This window comes from Rhodococcus sp. MALMAid1271 (genome assembly GCF_049195265.1).
Lineage (GTDB): Bacteria > Actinomycetota > Actinomycetes > Mycobacteriales > Mycobacteriaceae > Rhodococcoides.
In genome coordinates this window covers 90,578-108,716 of record NZ_JBMIRQ010000080.1, presented here as the reverse complement: position 1 = coordinate 108,716, position 18,139 = coordinate 90,578, and the positions used below count along the sequence as shown (strand labels likewise).

The following is an 18,139-nucleotide window of genomic DNA, read 5'->3' as shown; positions in this document are numbered from 1 at the left end:
ATATGACAGGAGCATTCCATGTCCTATGCATCGACCAATCCGTTCACCAATCAGACGGTGGCCACCTTCAGCGACATCACCGACCACGAGTTGGACAACGTGGTGGTGACCGCACAATCGACGTTTCTCTCGTGGAAGGACACGTCCTTCGACGAACGAGCACGGATCATGCACCGTGCCGCGGTTCTGCTCCGCGACAACGCAGCCGAGTACGCCCGCCTCCTCACCCTCGAGATGGGCAAGCTGTACGCCGAAAGCCTGGGCGAGGTAGAGCTGTCCGCCTCCATCCTCGAGTACTACGCAGACAACGCCGAGGCCTTCCTCGCCCCGCAGGTCCTGCCGTCGAAGCCGGGGGAGACCGGCCGCGCCGTAGTGCACAGTGAGCCGCTGGGGATACTTCTCGGCATTCAGCCGTGGAACTTTCCGTACTACCAGCTGGCCCGCGTTGCCGGCCCGAACCTGATGGCCGGCAATGTCGTCATCGTCAAACACGCCTCCATCGTTCCTCAGTCGGCAGCCGCGTTCGAGAAGCTCTTTCTCGACGCCGGTGCACCGAAGGGGTTGTACTCCAACATCTATGCAACCAAGGAACAGCTCTCCTCGATGATCGACGATCCGCGCATCCGTGGGGTGGCGCTCACCGGAAGCGAACAGGCCGGCGCCATCGTCGCGGCGCGGGCGGGCAAGAACCTGAAGAAGTCGACCATGGAACTCGGCGGCACCGATGCATTGATCGTCCTGGCCGATGCCGACATGGACAAGACAGTCGCGTGGGCTCTGTGGGGCCGGATGAACAACGGCGGCCAATGCTGCGTGGCGTCGAAGCGAATCATCGTCGAAGAGAGCATTGCCGACGAATTCACCGGCAAATTCCTCGACGCTATGGCCGGCCTTGCCGCTGGCGATCCGCTGCTCGTCACCACGACGTTACCGCCGATGTCCTCGCAGGCAGCTGCCGACGGGCTGCGGTCACAGGTCAAAACAGCACGTGAACACGGTGCGATCGTCACCGAGGTGGGCCCCGCGGTCCCGTCCTCGGGAGCGTTCGTACAACCCACCGTGATCACACAGATCTCGGCCGACAACCCGGTCTACGACATGGAGTTCTTCGGGCCGGTGGCGTTGATCTTCCGCGCGACCGATGCCGATGATGCCGTTCGGATAGCCAACGACTCCAGCTACGGGCTCGGCGGATCGATCTTCACCTCCGATATCCCACGTGGTGAAGCGCTCGCTCAGAAGATCGACACCGGAATGGTGTTCGTCAACCATCCCACCTGGACGCGAGCCGATCTGCCGTTCGGTGGCGTCAAGAAGTCCGGATACGGCCACGAGTTGTCCTCGGCCGGAATCCAGGAATTCGTCAACAAGAAGCTGATCAACACCGTTCCCATCGACGCTCCGGCCTGAGAGCCGGGCCGGTCCGGGTCACCGTAGGTACTTCCTCGCGCTTCGATACGCCGTAGGGTTCGGGGTGGGCAGGTATGCGCTCGACCAGTGCGTGCGCCCACAGTGAATCGAGTGGCGATGAATGCAGAGCACACCGGTGATCCGGACGTGTCGACCCCGGTCCTCCCTGGTTCGGGGCAACCCGGCACCGACGAGTTCGACGACGACTTCCGAGCCAGCCTGGCCGGCCTCGGCCGACTGGCCATGAGCACAATGTCCCTGCCGGAAACCCTTTCTCACATCGCAGAATTCGCAGTGCGGGCAATTCCGTGTGCAGACGGTGCCGGGTTGACGCTGCTGCATCCGGACCTGCCCGCGACCATTGTGGCCAGCGCAGATTTCGTCGGTGTGGTCGACGACATTCAGTACGGCCTGGGTCAGGGTCCGTGCATCACCGCGGCAGCGGAGGGAATCACAGTACGGTCCGGTTCGCTGGGCACCGATTCTCAATGGCCCGAGTTCGGTCCTCGAGTGAGCCGACTGGGTGTGCACAGCGTGTTGTCGCTGCCGTTGATGACGAAGTCGATCGTGTTGGGTGCCATGAACGTCTACGCGCATCGACCGGATGCCTTCGACGACAGGGCGGCCGAACTGGGCGAACTCTTTGCGGTACCCGCGGCGATCTCGGTACAGAACGCACGTGCACTCGACAGCGCGGTGCAACTGACAGCGCAGCTCGAGAAGGCATTGGGCAGCCGTGCAGTGATCGACCAGGCCATCGGGATACTGATCAGTAGAACTGGCTGCAGCGAGGTCGAGGGATACGGGAAGCTTCGATCCATCAGTCAGAGCGAGCACAAGAAGATGGCTGCGGTTGCTCAGTCCATGGTCGCCGAGGCGATGAAGGCAGCGCGCTCGCGACGCCGGCGCACATAGACCGAACAAAAGCGCGTAGCGTATTCGGTGCGGGTGCATCTGGGCCGCGGAGTCCGACGCTGGCCTCGCACCTGCACCGGACGGTGGAATCCCACCGTGGCAGGATTTACGCAAGTACCGAACAGGCGGTCGGGCCGCTCGGGATTCTCGATGAAATTGCAGCCTCGTCTGCTCGTCGATCTGGCACGTTTGACCACAGCACTGGACAGCTCCACGGTCGACCTCGCACAACTGGTCGACAGGCTGTCCTCCGATATCGACGCGGCCGTATCGGCCGTGGTCTCGATTTCTCTCACCGTGATCGTCGATGGTGAGTACTTCGAGGTTTCTGCGTCTACGGGATGCAGCGCCGAGCACTCGCCGGCGTCGTCGCTCAGGCTCACCCTGGCCGATCCTCATCGCACCGGTATCGGGAAGTATCTGCTCATCCTGTCCGGCACAGCAGGGGCTCTCGTCGACTTCGCGGCCGATGTCAGCTACTCGCTCGGGCTCGACGGCGATGCATCCGTTCTCGACGAACACCTGCCCATTGCAGGCGAGTCGGGACAGATCGAGCACGGCAGCCACGCTCTCGCCGGTGTGAGCGAGGTCAATCAGGCGATCGGAGTGCTCATCGCGGGCGGGCGCAGTGCGGCCGAAGGCCGCGCCGAACTCCACCGGTTGGCGGCGCAAACAGGAAGGCCGACAGCCGAAGTCGCCCGGCGTACTTTGCGCGACGCTCGAGGTTGGTTTCCCCCGCGGGCACCGTGATGGACATCCGGCACGGGGTCAGCGGAATCGATGCGTAATGACGCTGCGCGGCAACTGCAGCGGGCTGGGATACGCCACCAGAACCCTGTTCCCGTCCGGATCGCACCCGTCCACATAGCTGATCTCTTCGGCAGTATGGATGTAGGTGGCCGGATAGTGCTGACGTAGCCGCGGCCCGTTGTCGCGGGTGATGATCCCCTGAGATTGAATGGGTCTGGTGATGATTTGAAGTGAGACACGGTGTAGCACGTCGACCATCGGGACGAGTAGCTCATGGCCACAGCGTGCAGCGACCAGTGCCGTCGATGTAGAGCATTAGTACCCTGGCATGTCGGCGAACGGCAGCTCGTACTCGAGTCGGATCACGTGACGTCCGGGTTCGATGTTCCGGTAGTCCGCACGAGACGGCGGCCGAGCGACGGGACGACCGTGACCGGACACGATGCGCGCGCGAGTACCGATCGGCTGGTCGAACCGAGCATCATTCCGGCGAATCCGCCGCGTCCGTGACTACCGATGACCGCCAGTTGAGCGCCCTGCGCGTGATCGAGAAGCGCATGTAAGGGTCGGTCCTTGACCACCACGTGTCGCACCGACACCGTGGGATACCGTCGAGTATTCGGCTCGAGCAGTCGCGCCAGCTGATCTGCGGCAGCAGGACGGTTCGTCGGCCATTCCAGTCCTCGAATCGGGAACCCGACCGAAAGATCCGCGTCGGACCACGAGTGCACCGCAGTCAATGGTGCCGACCGAACGTAGGCCTCTTCGAAAGCCAGTGCAACCGCGGCAGCGCTCGCTTTGGTTCCGTCCACTCCCACGACCACCGGACGAGACTCGTGATCGAGACCTTTGCCTGTCCAGCCGCGCACTACCGTGACCGGGCATCGGGCATGGCTGGTGACGGCGAAGCCGATGGACCCGAGTGATCGTTGCTCGGTGCCGCCCAGGCCCCGGGTCGCGATGACGATCATGCGGGAGGCGGCCGACAACTCCAGCAGCGTGGACACTGCCGAATTGTCGGACGACACGGTGTCGATGGTGATCGCACCCGATCTCGCGCTGTCTCGGGCCGCGAGCGTTCCTGCTTCTTCCAGGATTCTGCTTATCTCCGATCTCGATTGCTGTACAACGGGTTCGGGCAGAATGCCTACCCCCGTCAGGGCTTTCGGAAGTGAAATTGCCGAGACGACAACTAGATCGGACCGGTGTAGTCGTGCGTCGAGCGCTGCCCAGCGCACGGCGTCCAGAGCTGAAGCTGATCCGTCGACTCCGACGACGGTCGGCAGTGATCCCATCGAGTGACCTCCTCCGGTCGGGTGTTCGAGTTACATCAGAGCCCACCGACGTACTCGGGCGCGGCAGGCGAACAACACCGGAACAGAGGACTTTCGTCGCCGGTTTCGGTGACAAAAGGTCAGGTTGCCTGCGCCCGCGACCCGTAGGCTCGTAGTAGAGGCGCCCAGCGTGGACGCAGGTGAGGGGTGTCGCAATGGTGACGGTGTTCTTGGTGGACGATCACGAGATCGTGCGTCGTGGCCTGATCGACCTCATCGATTCCGATCCTGATCTCGAGGTCATCGGCGAGGCAGGCAGTTGTGCGCACGCGCTGGCCCGAATCCCGGCGCTGCAGCCGGACGTTGCGGTGCTCGACGTGCGACTGCCCGACGGCAACGGCATCGAACTGTGCCGCGAACTTCTCGATCGTCTACCCGACCTCAAGACCATGATGCTGACCTCCTTCACCGAGGACCAGGCCATGCTCGACGCGATCCTCGCGGGCGCGAGTGGCTATGTCGTCAAGGACATCACCGGGATGGAACTCACCCGCGCGATCAAAGAGGTGGGGTCGGGTAGGTCACTGCTCGACAATCGCGCTGCCGCTGCGCTGATGGACAAACTGCGGGCCGGGACGGCGAGTCCGGGACCGATCGATCACCTGACCGGTCAGGAACGCACGCTTCTGGATCTGCTGGGGGAGGGCCTGACCAACAGGCAGATCGCCGCCAGGATGTTCCTGGCAGAGAAGACGGTGAAGAACTACGTCTCTCGGCTGCTGGCCAAGCTGGGGATGGAACGTCGCACACAAGCTGCGGTCTATGCGTCGAAGCTCGGCGGAATCACGCCGCCGACCGGTCGATCGGATTCTCGCGATGGATGATCGGCATCGCGAGATCGCATCGTCGCTGCCGCAATTGCGACTTGGCGAGCTGCTGGCCGAGGTTCAGGACCGAATAAGCCGGATAGCCGACGCCCGAGTCCAAGCTGACGGACTGCTCGAGGCGATGCTCGTCATTACCTCGGGTCTGGATCTGGAGGTGACACTGCGGTCGATCGTGGAATCGGCGGTCAAGCTGGTCGATGCTCGATACGGTGCGCTCGGTGTACGGGGTGAGGGGCACGGTCTGAGTGCGTTCATCAACTACGGCATGGACGAGGACGCTCGCGTGGCGATCGGCCCGCTGCCCACCGGCCGCGGGGTACTCGGACTACTGATCGATCAGCCGAGAGTCTTACGCCTCGAGGACCTGACGGCGCACTCGGAGTCGGTAGGTTTTCCGCCGAACCATCCACCGATGAAAACCTTTCTCGGCGTGCCGATTCGGGTTCGTGACGAGGTCTTCGGGAATCTGTACCTCACCGAGAAGAAGGACGGGAACCAGTTCACCGAGGACGACGAGGTCGTGACTATGGCGCTGGCGTCGGCGGCAGGCATCGCCATCGAGAACTCGCGACTGTACGAGGACTCCCGTGTACGTCAGGCGTGGATGGAAGCGACCCGTGACATCGGAACCGAACTCCTTTCCGGGACCGATGTCGACGACGTGATGCAGATGGTGTCGCGAAAGGCGCTGCACCTGACCGGTTCCGATGCCGCGTTCATCGCAGTTCCCGAGGACGCCGATCAACGCTTCGAGGATGTGACGCAACTTGTCGTCACCGTCGGTGAGGGCCTCGGGTCCGGTCCGATGGTGGGGGCGGCCATTCCGATCGTGGGGTCCAGTTCGGGGAAGGCGTTTCGCACTCGGACCGCACTGCGCAAGGAACAACTCGAATACGAGGCCAAGGAATTGGGCACGGGATTCGGGCCCGCGCTGATTTCCCCCTTCAGGGTCGCCGAGGGTGCCAGCGGTGTCTTGGTGGTACTGCGCAGGGACAGCCGCGAGCCGTTCGACGACTCCGAGCTCGCGCTCGTCTCCAGCTTCGCCGATCACGCCGCACTGGTGATGCAGACCGCCGATTCCAACCGTCGGATGCAGGAGCTCGAGGTGTTGTCCGACCGGGACCGCATCGCTCGCGACCTGCACGACCACGTCATTCAACGAATCTTCGCTGCTGGTTTGGCTCTACAGAGCACCCTGCAACGCACCGAGTCCCCGGACCTTCGGCAGCGGCTGAGTCGAACGATCGACGACCTGCAGGACACGGTACAGGACATCCGGACGACCATCTTCGACCTGCAGAGCACGTCACACTCGGCCACGCGATTGCGTCAACGCATCAACGGTGCGGTACTCGAACTGACCGAGAACGTTCCCATCCGTGCTGTGGTGCGAATGTTCGGGCCGTTGTCGGTCATCGACACCAAGCTCGCCGATCATGCCGTCGCAGTCGTACGCGAGACGGTGAGCAATGTGGTGCATCACGCGGAGGCCGACACCGTGACCGTGACCGTGTCGGTCGGCGATGACCTCGACATCGTGGTGTCGGACAACGGAATCGGTATGCCAGAGGACACCACCTCGAGTGGCCTGTCCAATCTCAGCGCTCGTGCTGCCGAATGCAGTGGGGTGATGGTGGTCGGTCCTGGATCCTCCGGAAGCGGCACGGATGTGACCTGGTCGGTTCCGCTGCCCTGACGGGTGCAGCCGTTCGTCACCTGTTTCGGTGACCTCCGACCGCTGCGCCGACCGAGGTTGTGCTCGTAGCGTTCTCGATGACGGTGCAGGGCCGACGGCGAATCTCGCCGACGGCCGGCACCCCCGTCGCACCATCGAGAGGAATCCGATGACCATCTCACACACCACCGGCCCCGTAGTGGTCGGAATCGACGGATCGACTGCGGCACTCGATGCAGTCCGCTTCGCCGTGCGCGAGGCGCGAGGGCGCGGAACGTCACTGCGACTGGTACACGTGATCGAACCTCACCTGCAGCGCGAAACCGTCTACGGCGCGCCCGATGTGGACGGTGACTACGCCCGCACTGTATTGGACCAGGCGACGACTGTGGCCGAGGCGGCCAATCCCGCCGTCATTGTGGAAGCCATTGTTCTGCATGGTCACCCGGCGAACGTGATGCTGTCCGAGGCGGCCTCGGCCTGCCTTACCGTGTTGGGCACCACCACCGAGAACTCTCTGGCTGCATGGGTTCTCGGATCCATTGTTCACACGGTCGTCGAATCCTCGGCTCACCCCGTCGCGATCGTCCGTACTTTCGACTCCGATCGGGGAGGCACGGTGGTTGCCGCACTGGGAGATGCCGAGGTATCGGCGACAGACGTCGTCGTGGAACAGGCATTCCGCGAGGCAGAGATGCGAGGGGCGAGCGTTCTTGCCGTACACGCCCAGGCCGTATCGTCGATTCTCGCGTCAGCGCTGAGCGTCCCGCCGGATGGACTACACCCCGAATCGGCCATGGACGTTCGGCTCGAACCGTTCGGAGCGAACTACCCGGACATCCGCGTGGCATCGGTCTATGCAGAGGCAGATGCGGGATCGGAACTGGTCGCGGTGTCCCATACAGCGCAACTCATGGTGGTCGGTCACGAGCGTGATCGAGTGCCCGGACCGACATTGACTGCACTACTGCGTCACTCCGAGTGCCCCGTTCTCGTTGTGTCGCACGCATGAGTAGCAACGGTGCGGCCGCAATCGTCGTCGGCGTCGACGGCTCCAGTTCGTCTCTCGACGCGGCCGGTTGGGCCGCACGGGCAGCCGAGCTCCGTGGCGCAGCGTTGAAGCTGGTGTCGGCGTACCAGGTCAAAGCTCTCTACACCAGCTTTGTGACGCTTCCAGCCCACATCGGCTCGCAGGAGCGCGCTGCAGCCGACAAGATTCTCGCGGGGGCCTCGCTTGTCGCCAGACGGTCGGTGCTGGCACCCGACGGGTTGTCGATCAGCGTCGATGCCCTCGTGGGGCCGACGATCCAAGCCATGATCGATCAGTCCTCGGACGCATCGATGATCGTGGTGGGCACCCGCGGCAACGGGGAATACTTTGCCGAGGTACTCGGCTCGGTGAGCACAGCGATTTCCGCGCAAGCACACTGTCCGGTGGCTATCGTGCCGCGAAGTGTCGCGATCGAATCCGGACGGAGCACGGTGGTGGTGGGAGTCGATGCATCGACCGGCAACCAGAGGTCGATCCAGTTGGCGTTCGAGGAGGCCTCGCTGCAGGGCACCGGTCTCGTTGCCGTGCATGTTTCGTCGGAGACCTCGACCGGCCGGAGTGTTCTGGCCGAGTGTCTCGCGGGATGGGGCGAGAAGTATCCACAGGTGGCTGTGACGCGAACAGTACTGCACGGCAACGTGGTCGAGAATATTGTCGAACTTTCCCAACGAGCACGGGCGGTCGTGATCGGTAGCGGCGGTCGACGCAGTGGGATCAGCGACCGACTGCTGGGCTCCACCGTCAGGTCGCTGGCCCACCGCGTCGACTGTCCGTTGATCATCGCGCGCGGATAGCTTCCGATCGGCTACGACCACCTCCATCCGCGAATCTCGGGGAGATCCTCGAAATGTTCGCGGATGTAGGCGTCGTGCCGGATCAGTTGGTCGTGGCAGAACTGTCGAAGTTGCTGCTCACCCTCTGGTGCGAGGTTCGCTCGGTCCAGAGCCTCGACGGCCAGGTGGTAGCGACTGATCTTATTGAGGACGACCATGTCGAACGGTGTTGTCGTGGTGCCCTGTTCGATGAATCCGCGAACGTGGAATCGCTGGGCGTTCGGACGGCCGTGCAACAACTGATGCACGGCTCGCGGGTAGCCGTGGAACGCGAACACCACATCGATTGCATCGGTGAACAGCTCGACGAACTGCTCTTCGGAGAACCCGTGCGGGTGATCGACAACGGGAAGCAGCGCCATCAGGTCGATGACATTGACGACGCGAACCCGTAGCCCGGGTGTCCATGTGCGGAGCAGGTCTGCGGCCGCGAGGGTCTCCTCGGTCGGCACGTCGCCTGCGCAGGCCAGCACGATCTCGGGACTGTCTGTGGCATCGGTGTTCTCGGTACCGGCCCACTCCCACCGGGAGGCGCCGGCAGCGGCATGCGCGCGCGCCTGCGGCAACGTCAGATACTGAGGATGGCTCTGCTTGTCGACCACCAGTACGTTGACGTGTCCGCGGCTGCGGAAGCAGTGGTCGGCAATGGCAAGGAGGGTGTTCGAGTCCGGCGGGAGCCAGACGCGCACCACGTCGGGGGCCAACGGGATCACCGCGTCGATGAGTCCTGGACCCTGATGACTGAACCCGTTGTGGTCGTTGCGCCAGCACGTGCTGGTGAGCAGCACGTTCAGCGAGGCCACCGGTGCCCGCCAGGCAAGTGTGTTCGCGTGCTGCAGCCACTTGGTGTGCTGGATCAACATCGACACACTCACCATGGCAAAGGCCTCGTAGCTTGCGAACAGGCCGTGGCGGCCCGACAGCAGATACGCCTCGAGCCAGCCCTCGCAGAGATGCTCGCTCAGCACTTCCATGACTCGGCCGTCGGCGGCGAGGTTGTCGTCGAACTCGGTTGTCGGCAGCTGCCAGCATCGATCGGTGGCCTCGAACACGGCCTGCAGTCGGTTGCTGGCCGTCTCGTCCGGGCAGAACAGGCGGAAGCTCCCGCCGCCGTGCGGCTTCGAATTGTCGAGGTAGATATCGCGCATCATCTCCCCGAGAACGGTGGTCGTCTCGTGGGAGGTGCGGCCGGGTGAGTCGATTGTGAGCGCGTAGTTCTCCAGATCGCGAATGAGCAAGGGCTGCAACAGGACGCCACCATTGGCATGCGGAGTGGCGCCGAGCCGTTCGTCTCCCGATGGAGTGAGTTCGCGAATGGACTGCTCCGGGGCGCCGTTCTCGTCGAACAGTGACCGTGGATCGTAGGAGAGCAGCCATCGCTCGAGCTGGGCCAGGTGGGCCGGGTTCTCCCGGACGCCGGAGAGCGGAACCTGATGTGCCCAATGCGTTCCCTCGATCAGCTTACCGTCGACCTCGTGCGGTCCGGTCCAGCCCTTCGGAGTACGCAGAACGATCGCGGGCCATTCGATGCCGTGATGTGATTCGTTGCTTCGGGCCGCATGTTGAATTCTCCGGATCGCGTCGTGGGCGCGGGTGAGAGCGGATTCCAACGCCGGGAACACCTCTCGTGGATCGTCGCCTTCGACGAAGATCGGGGCCCAGCCCTGACCACCGAGATAGTCGGCAATTGCCTGGTCGGTGCTACGGCCGAGCACCGTCGGGCCGGAGATCTTGGCGTCGTTGAGATGCAGGATGGGCAACACTGCACCGTCACGGATCGGATTGAGAAAGGCCGGGATCTTCCACGAACCCGAGAGGGGACCGGTTTCGGCCTCACCGTCACCGACGACACAGGCGACCACCAGATCGGGGTTGTCGAATGCCGCACCCGCAGCGTGGATCAGTGCGTATCCGAGCTCGCCGCCCTCATGGATACTGCCAGGAGTCTGAACGCTGACATGGCTCGGAATTCCTCCAGGAGTGGAGAATTGACGACACAGACGCAGGACACCGTCGCTGTCGAGGGAGATGCCCGGATAGATCTCGCTGTACGTGCCTTCGAGGTAGGTGTTCGCGACGAGCGCCGGACCACCGTGGCCCGGACCGGTGACATACAGCCACTCCGAATGAGTTCGGCAGATCAGCCGATTGAGCACCGTGTAGATCATCGACAACCCGGGACTGGTACCCCAATGCCCGAGCAGTCGTGGCTTGATGTGCCTCGCTTCGAGGGGGTGACGTAGCAATACGTTGTCCTGCAGGTAGATCTGCGCCACCGTCAGATAGTTCGCGGCAGACCAATACCGCAGATCGGCGTCCAGTTCTTCCGAGCTGTACTCGGTGTCTGTCGACGGAGTGCTCATCGTTCGGTGGGAACGACAACGACGGGTACGTCGACCGAATGAACAACCGCACGAGCGGTCGACCCCAGAAGCAACGACGCGAAACCGCCCCGGCCCCGACTGCCCACCACGACCATCTGAGCCATCTCGGATGCGTGCAGCAGTTCTCGCACCGGTCTGTCCTGAACCACTACTCGTCGGATCACCACATCGGGGTAGTCGACCGACCAACCGGCCAGACTTTCGGCCAACGAAGTGCGCTCGGCGAAGTCGGAATTCGCCCAGGGGCCGTCGTCGTCGCGCGTCAACACACTGCCCAACTCCAGGTCGCTCCACGCGTGCACGGCGACGAGGTCGGCTCCTCGCAACGATGCCTCTCGCATCGCGAACCCGATGGCCGGTTGGCTACCGGCCGTGCAGTCCACGCCGACGACGATCGGTCCGTCGGCGACGCCACCGTTCTTGATCACTGCAACAGGGCATTTCGCGTGCGCCAGAACCGCGCTACCAACAGATCCCATCAGGCCGCCGGTGAATTCGCCGAGTCCCCTCGAACCCAGGACGATCATGGCGGGAAGCGGAGAGAGATGGCTGAGAACGTCGGCAGCCGAACCGTGGTGCAGAGACGTGTCGAGGGAGATTCGATGCACCCCCGCGGTCTCGTGGACCAGGTCGACAGCCTCGGTCAGCACCCTCTTGGCGTCGACGTCCGGGTCGGTGAACGCGCCGATCCGCAGTCCGATGGCGTCGCTGTAGTTTCCCGGCTCGAACAGGGTGGACGTCGCGAGTTCCAGTGGAGCGCCGCGTCGGATCGCCTCTCGCGTCGCCCAACGAACTGCGTCGCGGGCAGAAGCAGATCCGTCGACTCCGACGACGATGCGGGATGAGGCGACCATGAAGGAATTCCTGTCTGTTGACTGTCGTGTGCAGATGCACCGCCAGGTTCGCCCGGATCCGACCATCCACGGTAGAGGCGGAAGTCCCTCGACTCGGGGCGGAAGTCCTGCATTACCCCTGGGGGGTATCAATTCTAGCGTCGGTCGCACGGTCCCAACTCTGATGCGCTGGAGATGGCGCGCAACATCGTCACCAGTCAGCAACAGGAGATCGAGACAATGCAGCAACTGCTCGGCTGACGCGTTCTCGGGATCGTGACGTGGACCGGATCTCCGTGGGCGAACTCGAGTAGGGTGGCAATCGCGGGGAAATCAACCGCGCGAGTCGTTCCGAGGGAGAGCGTTCTGATGACACGTACACGGGTTGTTGTGCTTGGAGGTGGATTCGGCGGGCTGCACGCTGCGCGTCGCCTGCGCTCGGTGGATGTCGATGTCACAGTGCTCGAGCGCGGCACCTCCCATGTCTTCCAGCCACTGCTGTACCAATGCGCCACCGGTCTGGTATCCGAGGGCTCGATCGCCAGCCCGTTGCGACATCTGCTGCGGAAACAGAAGAACGTACATGTGGCACTGGGCGAAGCGACGTCGGTGAAAGTCACCGACAACGGTGGAGTGGTGACGGCAAGTCGGTTCGACGGTTCGACGTTCGAGCTGCCCTACGACTACCTCGTCGTCGCTGTCGGTATGCAGCAGGCCTATCACGGCCACGACGAATACGTGCAGTGGGCCCCGGGAATGAAGACTCTCGACGATGCGCTGGCGATCAGGCGAAAGTTGATCGCTGCCTTCGAGATCGCCGAATCTCTCCCCACGCCGGAGGAGCGTCGCCCGTGGCTCACCTTCGCCGTGGCGGGTGGTGGTCCGACCGGCGTCGAATTGGCAGGACAGATAAGGGAACTCGCCACGCGAGCGCTGGCGAGAGAATTCGATTCGATACACCCGTCGGAAGCTCGCGTGCTGCTGTTCCACGGCGGCGACCGTGTGCTCGAATCGTTCCCGGATTCGCTGACCGACAAGGCGCAGCGCACCCTCGATTCAGTGGGTGTCGAAACGCACCTCGGCGTCCACGTCACCGATGTCACCGGCACCGACGTCGAGGTGACGGCGAAGGCCGAACCGAAAACCGTCACGCGCTACGACACTCGCACCGTGCTGTGGACCGCAGGCGTCGAGGCCGTCCCATTCGTGAAACAACTCGCCGATGCCATGGGCGTCGAACAGGATCACTCGGGACGCATTGCGGTGCAACCGGATCTGTCGATCCCGGGGCACCGACACGTATTCGTCGTCGGAGACATCATGTCGCTGAACAAGCTCCCCGGGGTCGCGGAGGTGGCGATGCAGGGCGGTAAAGCAGCGGGCGCGGCGATCGCAGCCGATCTGTCCGGTTCTGCACGTTCGGATTTCAAATACCGCGATCTCGGTTCCGCGGCCTACATCGCTCGCGGACACGCGCTGGTGCAAGCCGGGCCGCTGAAGATGTCGGGTTTTCCCGGGTGGGTGTCGTGGGGCGTCATTCACATCGCGTTCCTGTCCGGCAACCGCAACCGCATCGGAACGCTGATCAACTGGGCGGCCACCCTGGCCACCGGAACCCGACGCGAACGTGCCATCACCTACGGCGATCCGGAATCTGCTCGTAGGCCGTACAACTGAGCGCACCCCACGGTTCACTACCGTCGCTGATCTGCGGGAATCCGCGACCGGGCGTCGATAATGAACAACCAGGTCCGGATCAGCCGATGCCCGGGACCGTCTCTAGGGTGATCACGTGATTGGTGTCGATCGGTACGGGCCGGTGGTCGCCGCGGTGAGCGGTGGATTCGTCGCCGGATATTCGATTCGGGAATCGCTCGGATCCGATTCGTTCGTCGCGGAATCCAGTGGGGTCTGGTTCGGGGCATTCGTCACCGCACAGTGGGCAGGGACGATCGCGGTCATCTCTGCTGTGATCGTGTTGGCCCTCGTCCATTCTGGACGCACGCCGGTGCTGGCTGCAGTGGCTGCTGTGCTCGGATCGGTGATCGTCGCGTTGCCGTCGTTCGTACCGATCTCGTCGACCCAAGCAGTGACCACCAACGCGATCGGTGCCGGTGTGCTGGTGGGCGTTTGCGGGCGCATCGCCGCCGGTCGCCGAATCCCATCGGCCGCGCTCGCGGTGGGACTGCTGGGTTCGATGCTGTTCTACGGCGCGATCTCTGCGCTGCGACCACCGCGGATCGGGCGGTGGATGGTGAACCTGAATCCGATGTACGTCGAATCCCCGGTTCCCCTCGTGCTCCTCGTCGTGACCGCCGCGATTGTGGCGGTGACGGCGCTCCGGGCACCCGCAGCTCGGTTCGAGTCCTCGGATGCAGTGGTTGCCCTCCTGCTCGCGTTCGTCTATCTGGTCGTCTATACCTACCTCGGCAACACGACGTCGACGGCATGGATGTGGACCTTCGCCGTGGTGATCGCGGTCGTACTCACGTACGGCGGCGCGCTCGTTCTCGATGGTCGTGACGGCCGGTACCTCGTGCTGGGGTTGGTGATCGCCGCATCGGGGGTGAACTACCTCTGGTGGTCCGATGCGTCGTGGTGGGTGCTGATCGGCGCCGCGTCACTGTTCGTGACTGCAGTAGGGGTGGGGCTGCGAAAAGACCTGTCCACCGCTGCGCTGGTGGTGCTGGCGCTGGTGACGGCCACCGGTCTGATCCGGGTGGGGGAGAACTCGGTCAACATGGTTGGGACCGTTGCCTATTGCACCGTGTTTCCCATCGCCCTCGGCGTGGCCGTCGGGTCGATGCAGCCCACGCGCACGGTGGCCTCGACCCTCGCCCCGCTCGTTCCGTTCGCGCTGACGCTGTTCTCGGTCTCCGCTCCGGTGCCTCCACGGGAATTCGGCTGGACGGACGGACTGCCCGAGGACTATCGCCCACCGATAATCTCGCTCGCGTCGCCGCTGCCCGCCGGAGTCGTGGTTGCAGTGATAGCGGTGGTGGCGGCCTGCATCTTCGCCACGCGGAGCGCACATCGGGAGCGTCACGATCGGATGTCGGATTCTTCCGGTCCATGACTCCCCGGTCGGTTGCTCGAGGTAACGTCACCTCATCTTCGGTCGATGTAGGAACTCGACCGGTGTAACTCGACGAAAAGGTGAAACAGCGTGCCACGATCTCGACGACACGGCTTCCGGCGAATCGGTTCGGCTACGGCCGTCGCCCTCGCAGTGGCGATTCTTCCGACCACGCTGATGACGCCCGTCGCGTCTGCAGACGAGCTGCCGGCCACGACGGCACAGTCGAGCAACGGATCTCGGATCGAGTCGGTGAACACCATCGACGACAAGCAGGTTCAGCTCCAGGTGTACTCCGCGTCGATGGATCGCACCATCCCCGTCACGGTGCAGCGGCCGGCCGACGAGAGCGTCGCACGTCCGGTGTTGTACTTGCTCAACGGTGCAGGTGGCGGTGAGGACTCGGCATCGTGGCAGTCGCAGACCGACGCCGAGGCATTCTTCGCCGACAAGAACGCGTACATCGTGACCCCGCAAAAGGGAAAGTGGTCTTACTACACCGACTGGCTGAAGGTCGATCCGAAGCTCGGTAACAACAAGTGGAGCACCTTCCTCGGTGAAGAGCTGCCCCCGCTCATCGATGCCCAGTTCGACACCAACGGTCGCCAGTCGCTCGCGGCACTGTCCATGACGGGTACCTCGGTTCTCAACATCGCGATCAAGTACCCGGGCAAGTTCACCGGCGTTGCGGCGTACAGCGGTTGTGCTCAGACCTCGGACCCGATCGGGCAGCAGTTCGTCAAGCTCGTCGTCGAGACCTACGGCGGAGGCAACGTCGAGAACATGTGGGGACCGCTCGACGGTCCGGTGTGGCGTGAGAACGATCCACTGCTCAACGCCGAGAAGCTCCGTGGAACGCAGATCTACATGAGTACCGGTAGCGGTCTGCCCGGCGCACCGAACGACACTTTCGCCAATCCGCGCCTGAACGACAACCCGGCGACGCTCGCGAACCAGGTCATCGTCGGTGGTGGCATCGAGGTGGCGACGAACTTCTGCACCTCGAACCTCGCGAAGCGGCTCGACCAGCTGGGTATCCCGGCGACGGTGGACTTCCGGCCGATCGGCAACCACTCGTGGGGCTACTGGCAGGACGACCTGCACAAGTCCTGGCCGTTCCTGGCGAACTCGCTCGGTCTCTGACACTGGCACCGCACGACACCGGCCCCTCGTACAGCAACTGTACGAGGGGCCGGTGTCGTTGTGCCGGGGTGTGGATCGGCCACACAATCGAACGTATGATCGAACGATGGCACGGCGCGCGCACCCTCGACCGGCCTCTGCCGTGCGCCCGTTCAAATTGCTTCGACCGCCGCTGAAGGTGTGGATCGACCTCACCATCCTCTACCCGCTACCGCCGCATCATGCGTCGAAATTCAATCCCGAGGGATTCGATGTGCGACGGGTGGTGCCGGGCGATCTGGTCGAATGGTCGATCACCGTCGACGGCGACTGGCTGGGCCGCGTCACCTACGAGTTGATGTCACGCGACCGCAGCGAAACCGTCACCCATTGGGTGCCCAGCCGGGCGCTCAAGCCGCTGTAGAGACCACAAAGCCCCGCCTCGAACGAGGCGGGGCTTCGTGATCACCTTCAGAAGCTGTGCTTGCGTGCCTTCTTGGCGAGCTTGCGGGTGGTGCGCTTCGACGGCACGAACAGGTGGGCGGCGCTGCGACGACGGTTGCGTCGACGAATCAGCACGAACGCGACTGCACCGGCAACGGCCGCGACAGCTGCGATGACGGGGGTGCCGACCTTCGCGGCGTCGGCCACGTCCTGGGTGTCGATGTTGCGAACCTTGGCCTTGACGTCGTCGGCGACCGCGGAGGCCTTGTCTGCTGCTTTGTCGGCCACCTGGGAGGCCTTCTCCTTCACCTCGTCGGCATCGACGTTCTGAAGCTTGTCCTGGACGGTGGCCTTGACATCGTCTGCCACGTCGGCGGCCTTGTCTGCTGCATCGGAGGCTGCGTGCTTGGCGTCCTCGGCGGCGCCGGCCGCGGAATCGGCAACGTTCTCGGCGACGTCGGATACCTTGTCGGCGGCTTGGTGGGTGTTGGCCTTGGCCTGGTCGCCTGCACCTTCGGCGCGGAGGCTGTCGTTGCCGGTGGCCTCGCCTGCCTTCTCCTTCGCGGTCCCGGCCACTTCTTCTGCCTTGTGCTGAGCCTTGTCGATGAAGTCGGCCATGGTGGTTACCTCTTTCGTGTGGGACGTCGTGTAGACGTCTGGATCTGGAGGCGTCAGGGACAACGCCGATAAGTATGAGTCGAAATCACCGCTCCGAAACATACGTCCGAAAGGCGTGTTCCGGGTCACTATTTTCGGGCGCGGGCTCGACGATCAATCTGTGACCACTGCGAGCGCGGCCTTGGTCAGCTCGACCAGGGTGTCCACATACGGGGTGAACGTGGCAACGGGCGAGTCCGAGAGCGCCCACTCCTGCGCAAAGATGTTGGCGGCACCGATGATCGCGAGCACTGTCAGCCGATAATCTCGGCCCGGCAGCTCTCCGCGGGCGGCTGCGGCTTCTGCGAGCGCACTGAACATGTCGACGATCACCTCCCGCTGGTGGATCCGCCACAGCTCGATATCGGTACTGACGCCGACGACCTCGACGTAGCAGACCCGGGCAGTTGCCCGGGTGCGGCAGGTGACGCCGAGATACGCACGTATGGCAGCCTCGATCGACGTCGACGCCGATCCCTGGCCGTCGTCGGTCAGGGCCACCCGCGCGGCGCGCTCGCCCTCCTCGTTCATGGTGGTGACGATCTTCTTCAACAGCTCTGGGCGGCTTCCTATCTCGCGATAGAAGTGTCGAGTGGAGACATTCGATTCCGAGCACAGCATGCCGATCGTCGTCGCGGCGTATCCGTGCGTGCCGAAGAGAGCCATCGCAGTGTCCATCAGGCGGACGAGGCGTTCGGAGGCTCGTTCCTGTGGGGATCTGCCTGCGTACTTCCGGTCGGGCATGTTGTCGAGCGTACTGACTGCACTCGCCGGCGTTGGGGGATGTCACCAAAGTGAAATTTTCTCTTGTCAGTTCGGTGTGGCGCA

General features: G+C 63.6%; 17 protein-coding genes. 11 read left to right on the top strand and 6 right to left on the bottom strand.

What is annotated here, in order from left to right:
- The first annotated feature begins 18 nt into the window (after positions 1-18).
- The 3 genes from ACOQFP_RS11620 to ACOQFP_RS11610 all read left to right on the top strand — a co-directional run bounded on the left by ACOQFP_RS11620 (position 19) and on the right by ACOQFP_RS11610 (position 3,075).
- Positions 19-1,410: an NAD-dependent succinate-semialdehyde dehydrogenase gene (locus ACOQFP_RS11620; protein WP_206492059.1), complete on the top strand. Its 1,392-nt coding sequence runs from the start codon at positions 19-21 to the stop codon at positions 1,408-1,410.
- 117 nt (positions 1,411-1,527) lie between these two features.
- Entirely contained in the window at positions 1,528-2,325 is a 798-nt protein-coding gene (locus tag ACOQFP_RS11615) for a GAF and ANTAR domain-containing protein (protein ID WP_341243480.1), read from the top strand.
- A 150-nt stretch (positions 2,326-2,475) separates the two neighbouring features.
- Entirely contained in the window at positions 2,476-3,075 is a 600-nt protein-coding gene (locus tag ACOQFP_RS11610) for a hypothetical protein (protein ID WP_421584409.1), read from the top strand.
- 18 nt (positions 3,076-3,093) lie between these two features.
- Here the strand turns inward: ACOQFP_RS11610 and ACOQFP_RS11605 are convergent, their stop codons facing one another.
- Complete coding sequence (locus ACOQFP_RS11605) at positions 3,094-3,333, bottom strand: hypothetical protein (RefSeq protein WP_421584408.1); 240 nt, start codon at positions 3,331-3,333, stop codon at positions 3,094-3,096.
- Positions 3,334-3,437: 104 nt separating this feature from the next.
- On the bottom strand, positions 3,438-4,370 hold the full coding sequence (locus ACOQFP_RS11600) for a universal stress protein (protein ID WP_206492061.1): 933 nt from the start codon (positions 4,368-4,370) through the stop codon (positions 3,438-3,440).
- Positions 4,371-4,564: 194 nt separating this feature from the next.
- Between ACOQFP_RS11600 and ACOQFP_RS11595 the strand changes: the two genes are divergently transcribed.
- From ACOQFP_RS11595 to ACOQFP_RS11580, 4 genes are all read left to right on the top strand, one after another.
- Complete coding sequence (locus tag ACOQFP_RS11595; RefSeq protein ID WP_206492239.1) at positions 4,565-5,233, top strand: response regulator; 669 nt, start codon at positions 4,565-4,567, stop codon at positions 5,231-5,233.
- Entirely contained in the window at positions 5,226-6,932 is a 1,707-nt protein-coding gene (locus tag ACOQFP_RS11590; RefSeq protein ID WP_341243470.1) for a GAF domain-containing protein, read from the top strand. Before ACOQFP_RS11595 ends, ACOQFP_RS11590 begins: the two co-directional genes overlap by 8 nt.
- 148 nt (positions 6,933-7,080) lie before the next feature.
- The gene (locus tag ACOQFP_RS11585) at positions 7,081-7,923 is read left to right on the top strand and encodes a universal stress protein (RefSeq protein ID WP_421584407.1); all 843 of its coding nucleotides are present in this window, start codon (positions 7,081-7,083) and stop codon (positions 7,921-7,923) included.
- Complete coding sequence (locus ACOQFP_RS11580) at positions 7,920-8,756, top strand: universal stress protein (protein WP_341243468.1); 837 nt, start codon at positions 7,920-7,922, stop codon at positions 8,754-8,756. Before ACOQFP_RS11585 ends, ACOQFP_RS11580 begins: the two co-directional genes overlap by 4 nt.
- Before the next feature lie 11 nt (positions 8,757-8,767).
- Here ACOQFP_RS11580 and ACOQFP_RS11575 read toward each other — a convergent pair whose 3' ends face one another.
- Positions 8,768-11,158 carry a phosphoketolase family protein gene (locus ACOQFP_RS11575; protein WP_421584406.1) on the bottom strand — a complete coding sequence of 797 codons (2,391 nt, stop codon included), beginning with the start codon at positions 11,156-11,158 and terminating at the stop codon, positions 8,768-8,770.
- The gene (locus tag ACOQFP_RS11570; protein ID WP_421584405.1) at positions 11,155-12,033 is read right to left on the bottom strand and encodes a universal stress protein; all 879 of its coding nucleotides are present in this window, start codon (positions 12,031-12,033) and stop codon (positions 11,155-11,157) included. The genes ACOQFP_RS11575 and ACOQFP_RS11570 overlap by 4 nt, the downstream gene beginning before the upstream one ends.
- A 348-nt stretch (positions 12,034-12,381) precedes the next feature.
- Here ACOQFP_RS11570 and ACOQFP_RS11565 point away from each other — a divergent pair, with 348 nt between their 5' ends.
- The 4 genes from ACOQFP_RS11565 (at position 12,382) to ACOQFP_RS11550 (ending at position 16,634) form a co-directional block, all read left to right on the top strand.
- Positions 12,382-13,689, top strand: a complete 1,308-nt coding sequence (locus ACOQFP_RS11565) for an NAD(P)/FAD-dependent oxidoreductase (RefSeq protein ID WP_206492067.1) — start codon at positions 12,382-12,384, stop codon at positions 13,687-13,689.
- Between the two features lie 115 nt (positions 13,690-13,804).
- Positions 13,805-15,088 carry a hypothetical protein gene (locus ACOQFP_RS11560; protein WP_421584404.1) on the top strand — a complete coding sequence of 428 codons (1,284 nt, stop codon included), beginning with the start codon at positions 13,805-13,807 and terminating at the stop codon, positions 15,086-15,088.
- Positions 15,089-15,265: 177 nt separating this feature from the next.
- Complete coding sequence (locus ACOQFP_RS11555; RefSeq protein ID WP_241257391.1) at positions 15,266-16,231, top strand: alpha/beta hydrolase; 966 nt, start codon at positions 15,266-15,268, stop codon at positions 16,229-16,231.
- Positions 16,232-16,337: 106 nt separating this feature from the next.
- Positions 16,338-16,634: a hypothetical protein gene (locus ACOQFP_RS11550; RefSeq protein WP_341243465.1), complete on the top strand. Its 297-nt coding sequence runs from the start codon at positions 16,338-16,340 to the stop codon at positions 16,632-16,634.
- Between the two features lie 47 nt (positions 16,635-16,681).
- On the opposite strand, the gene ACOQFP_RS11545 is transcribed toward ACOQFP_RS11550, so the two are convergent.
- Positions 16,682-17,272 carry a CsbD family protein gene (locus tag ACOQFP_RS11545; protein WP_206492070.1) on the bottom strand — a complete coding sequence of 197 codons (591 nt, stop codon included), beginning with the start codon at positions 17,270-17,272 and terminating at the stop codon, positions 16,682-16,684.
- Between the two features lie 153 nt (positions 17,273-17,425).
- Positions 17,426-18,055: a TetR/AcrR family transcriptional regulator gene (locus tag ACOQFP_RS11540; protein WP_206492071.1), complete on the bottom strand. Its 630-nt coding sequence runs from the start codon at positions 18,053-18,055 to the stop codon at positions 17,426-17,428.
- Between the last annotated feature and the right edge of the window lie 84 nt (positions 18,056-18,139).

Coding starts and splice junctions, on each gene's coding strand:
- ACOQFP_RS11620 (WP_206492059.1), top strand. CDS start 19: ATGTCCTATGCATCGACCAATCCGTTCACCAATCAGACGGTGGCCACC.
- ACOQFP_RS11615 (WP_341243480.1), top strand. CDS start 1,528: ATGAATGCAGAGCACACCGGTGATCCGGACGTGTCGACCCCGGTCCTC.
- ACOQFP_RS11610 (WP_421584409.1), top strand. CDS start 2,476: ATGAAATTGCAGCCTCGTCTGCTCGTCGATCTGGCACGTTTGACCACA.
- ACOQFP_RS11605 (WP_421584408.1), bottom strand. CDS start 3,333: ATGGTCGACGTGCTACACCGTGTCTCACTTCAAATCATCACCAGACCC.
- ACOQFP_RS11600 (WP_206492061.1), bottom strand. CDS start 4,370: ATGGGATCACTGCCGACCGTCGTCGGAGTCGACGGATCAGCTTCAGCT.
- ACOQFP_RS11595 (WP_206492239.1), top strand. CDS start 4,565: ATGGTGACGGTGTTCTTGGTGGACGATCACGAGATCGTGCGTCGTGGC.
- ACOQFP_RS11590 (WP_341243470.1), top strand. CDS start 5,226: ATGGATGATCGGCATCGCGAGATCGCATCGTCGCTGCCGCAATTGCGA.
- ACOQFP_RS11585 (WP_421584407.1), top strand. CDS start 7,081: ATGACCATCTCACACACCACCGGCCCCGTAGTGGTCGGAATCGACGGA.
- ACOQFP_RS11580 (WP_341243468.1), top strand. CDS start 7,920: ATGAGTAGCAACGGTGCGGCCGCAATCGTCGTCGGCGTCGACGGCTCC.
- ACOQFP_RS11575 (WP_421584406.1), bottom strand. CDS start 11,158: ATGAGCACTCCGTCGACAGACACCGAGTACAGCTCGGAAGAACTGGAC.
- ACOQFP_RS11570 (WP_421584405.1), bottom strand. CDS start 12,033: ATGGTCGCCTCATCCCGCATCGTCGTCGGAGTCGACGGATCTGCTTCT.
- ACOQFP_RS11565 (WP_206492067.1), top strand. CDS start 12,382: ATGACACGTACACGGGTTGTTGTGCTTGGAGGTGGATTCGGCGGGCTG.
- ACOQFP_RS11555 (WP_241257391.1), top strand. CDS start 15,266: ATGACGCCCGTCGCGTCTGCAGACGAGCTGCCGGCCACGACGGCACAG.
- ACOQFP_RS11550 (WP_341243465.1), top strand. CDS start 16,338: ATGGCACGGCGCGCGCACCCTCGACCGGCCTCTGCCGTGCGCCCGTTC.
- ACOQFP_RS11545 (WP_206492070.1), bottom strand. CDS start 17,272: ATGGCCGACTTCATCGACAAGGCTCAGCACAAGGCAGAAGAAGTGGCC.
- ACOQFP_RS11540 (WP_206492071.1), bottom strand. CDS start 18,055: ATGCCCGACCGGAAGTACGCAGGCAGATCCCCACAGGAACGAGCCTCC.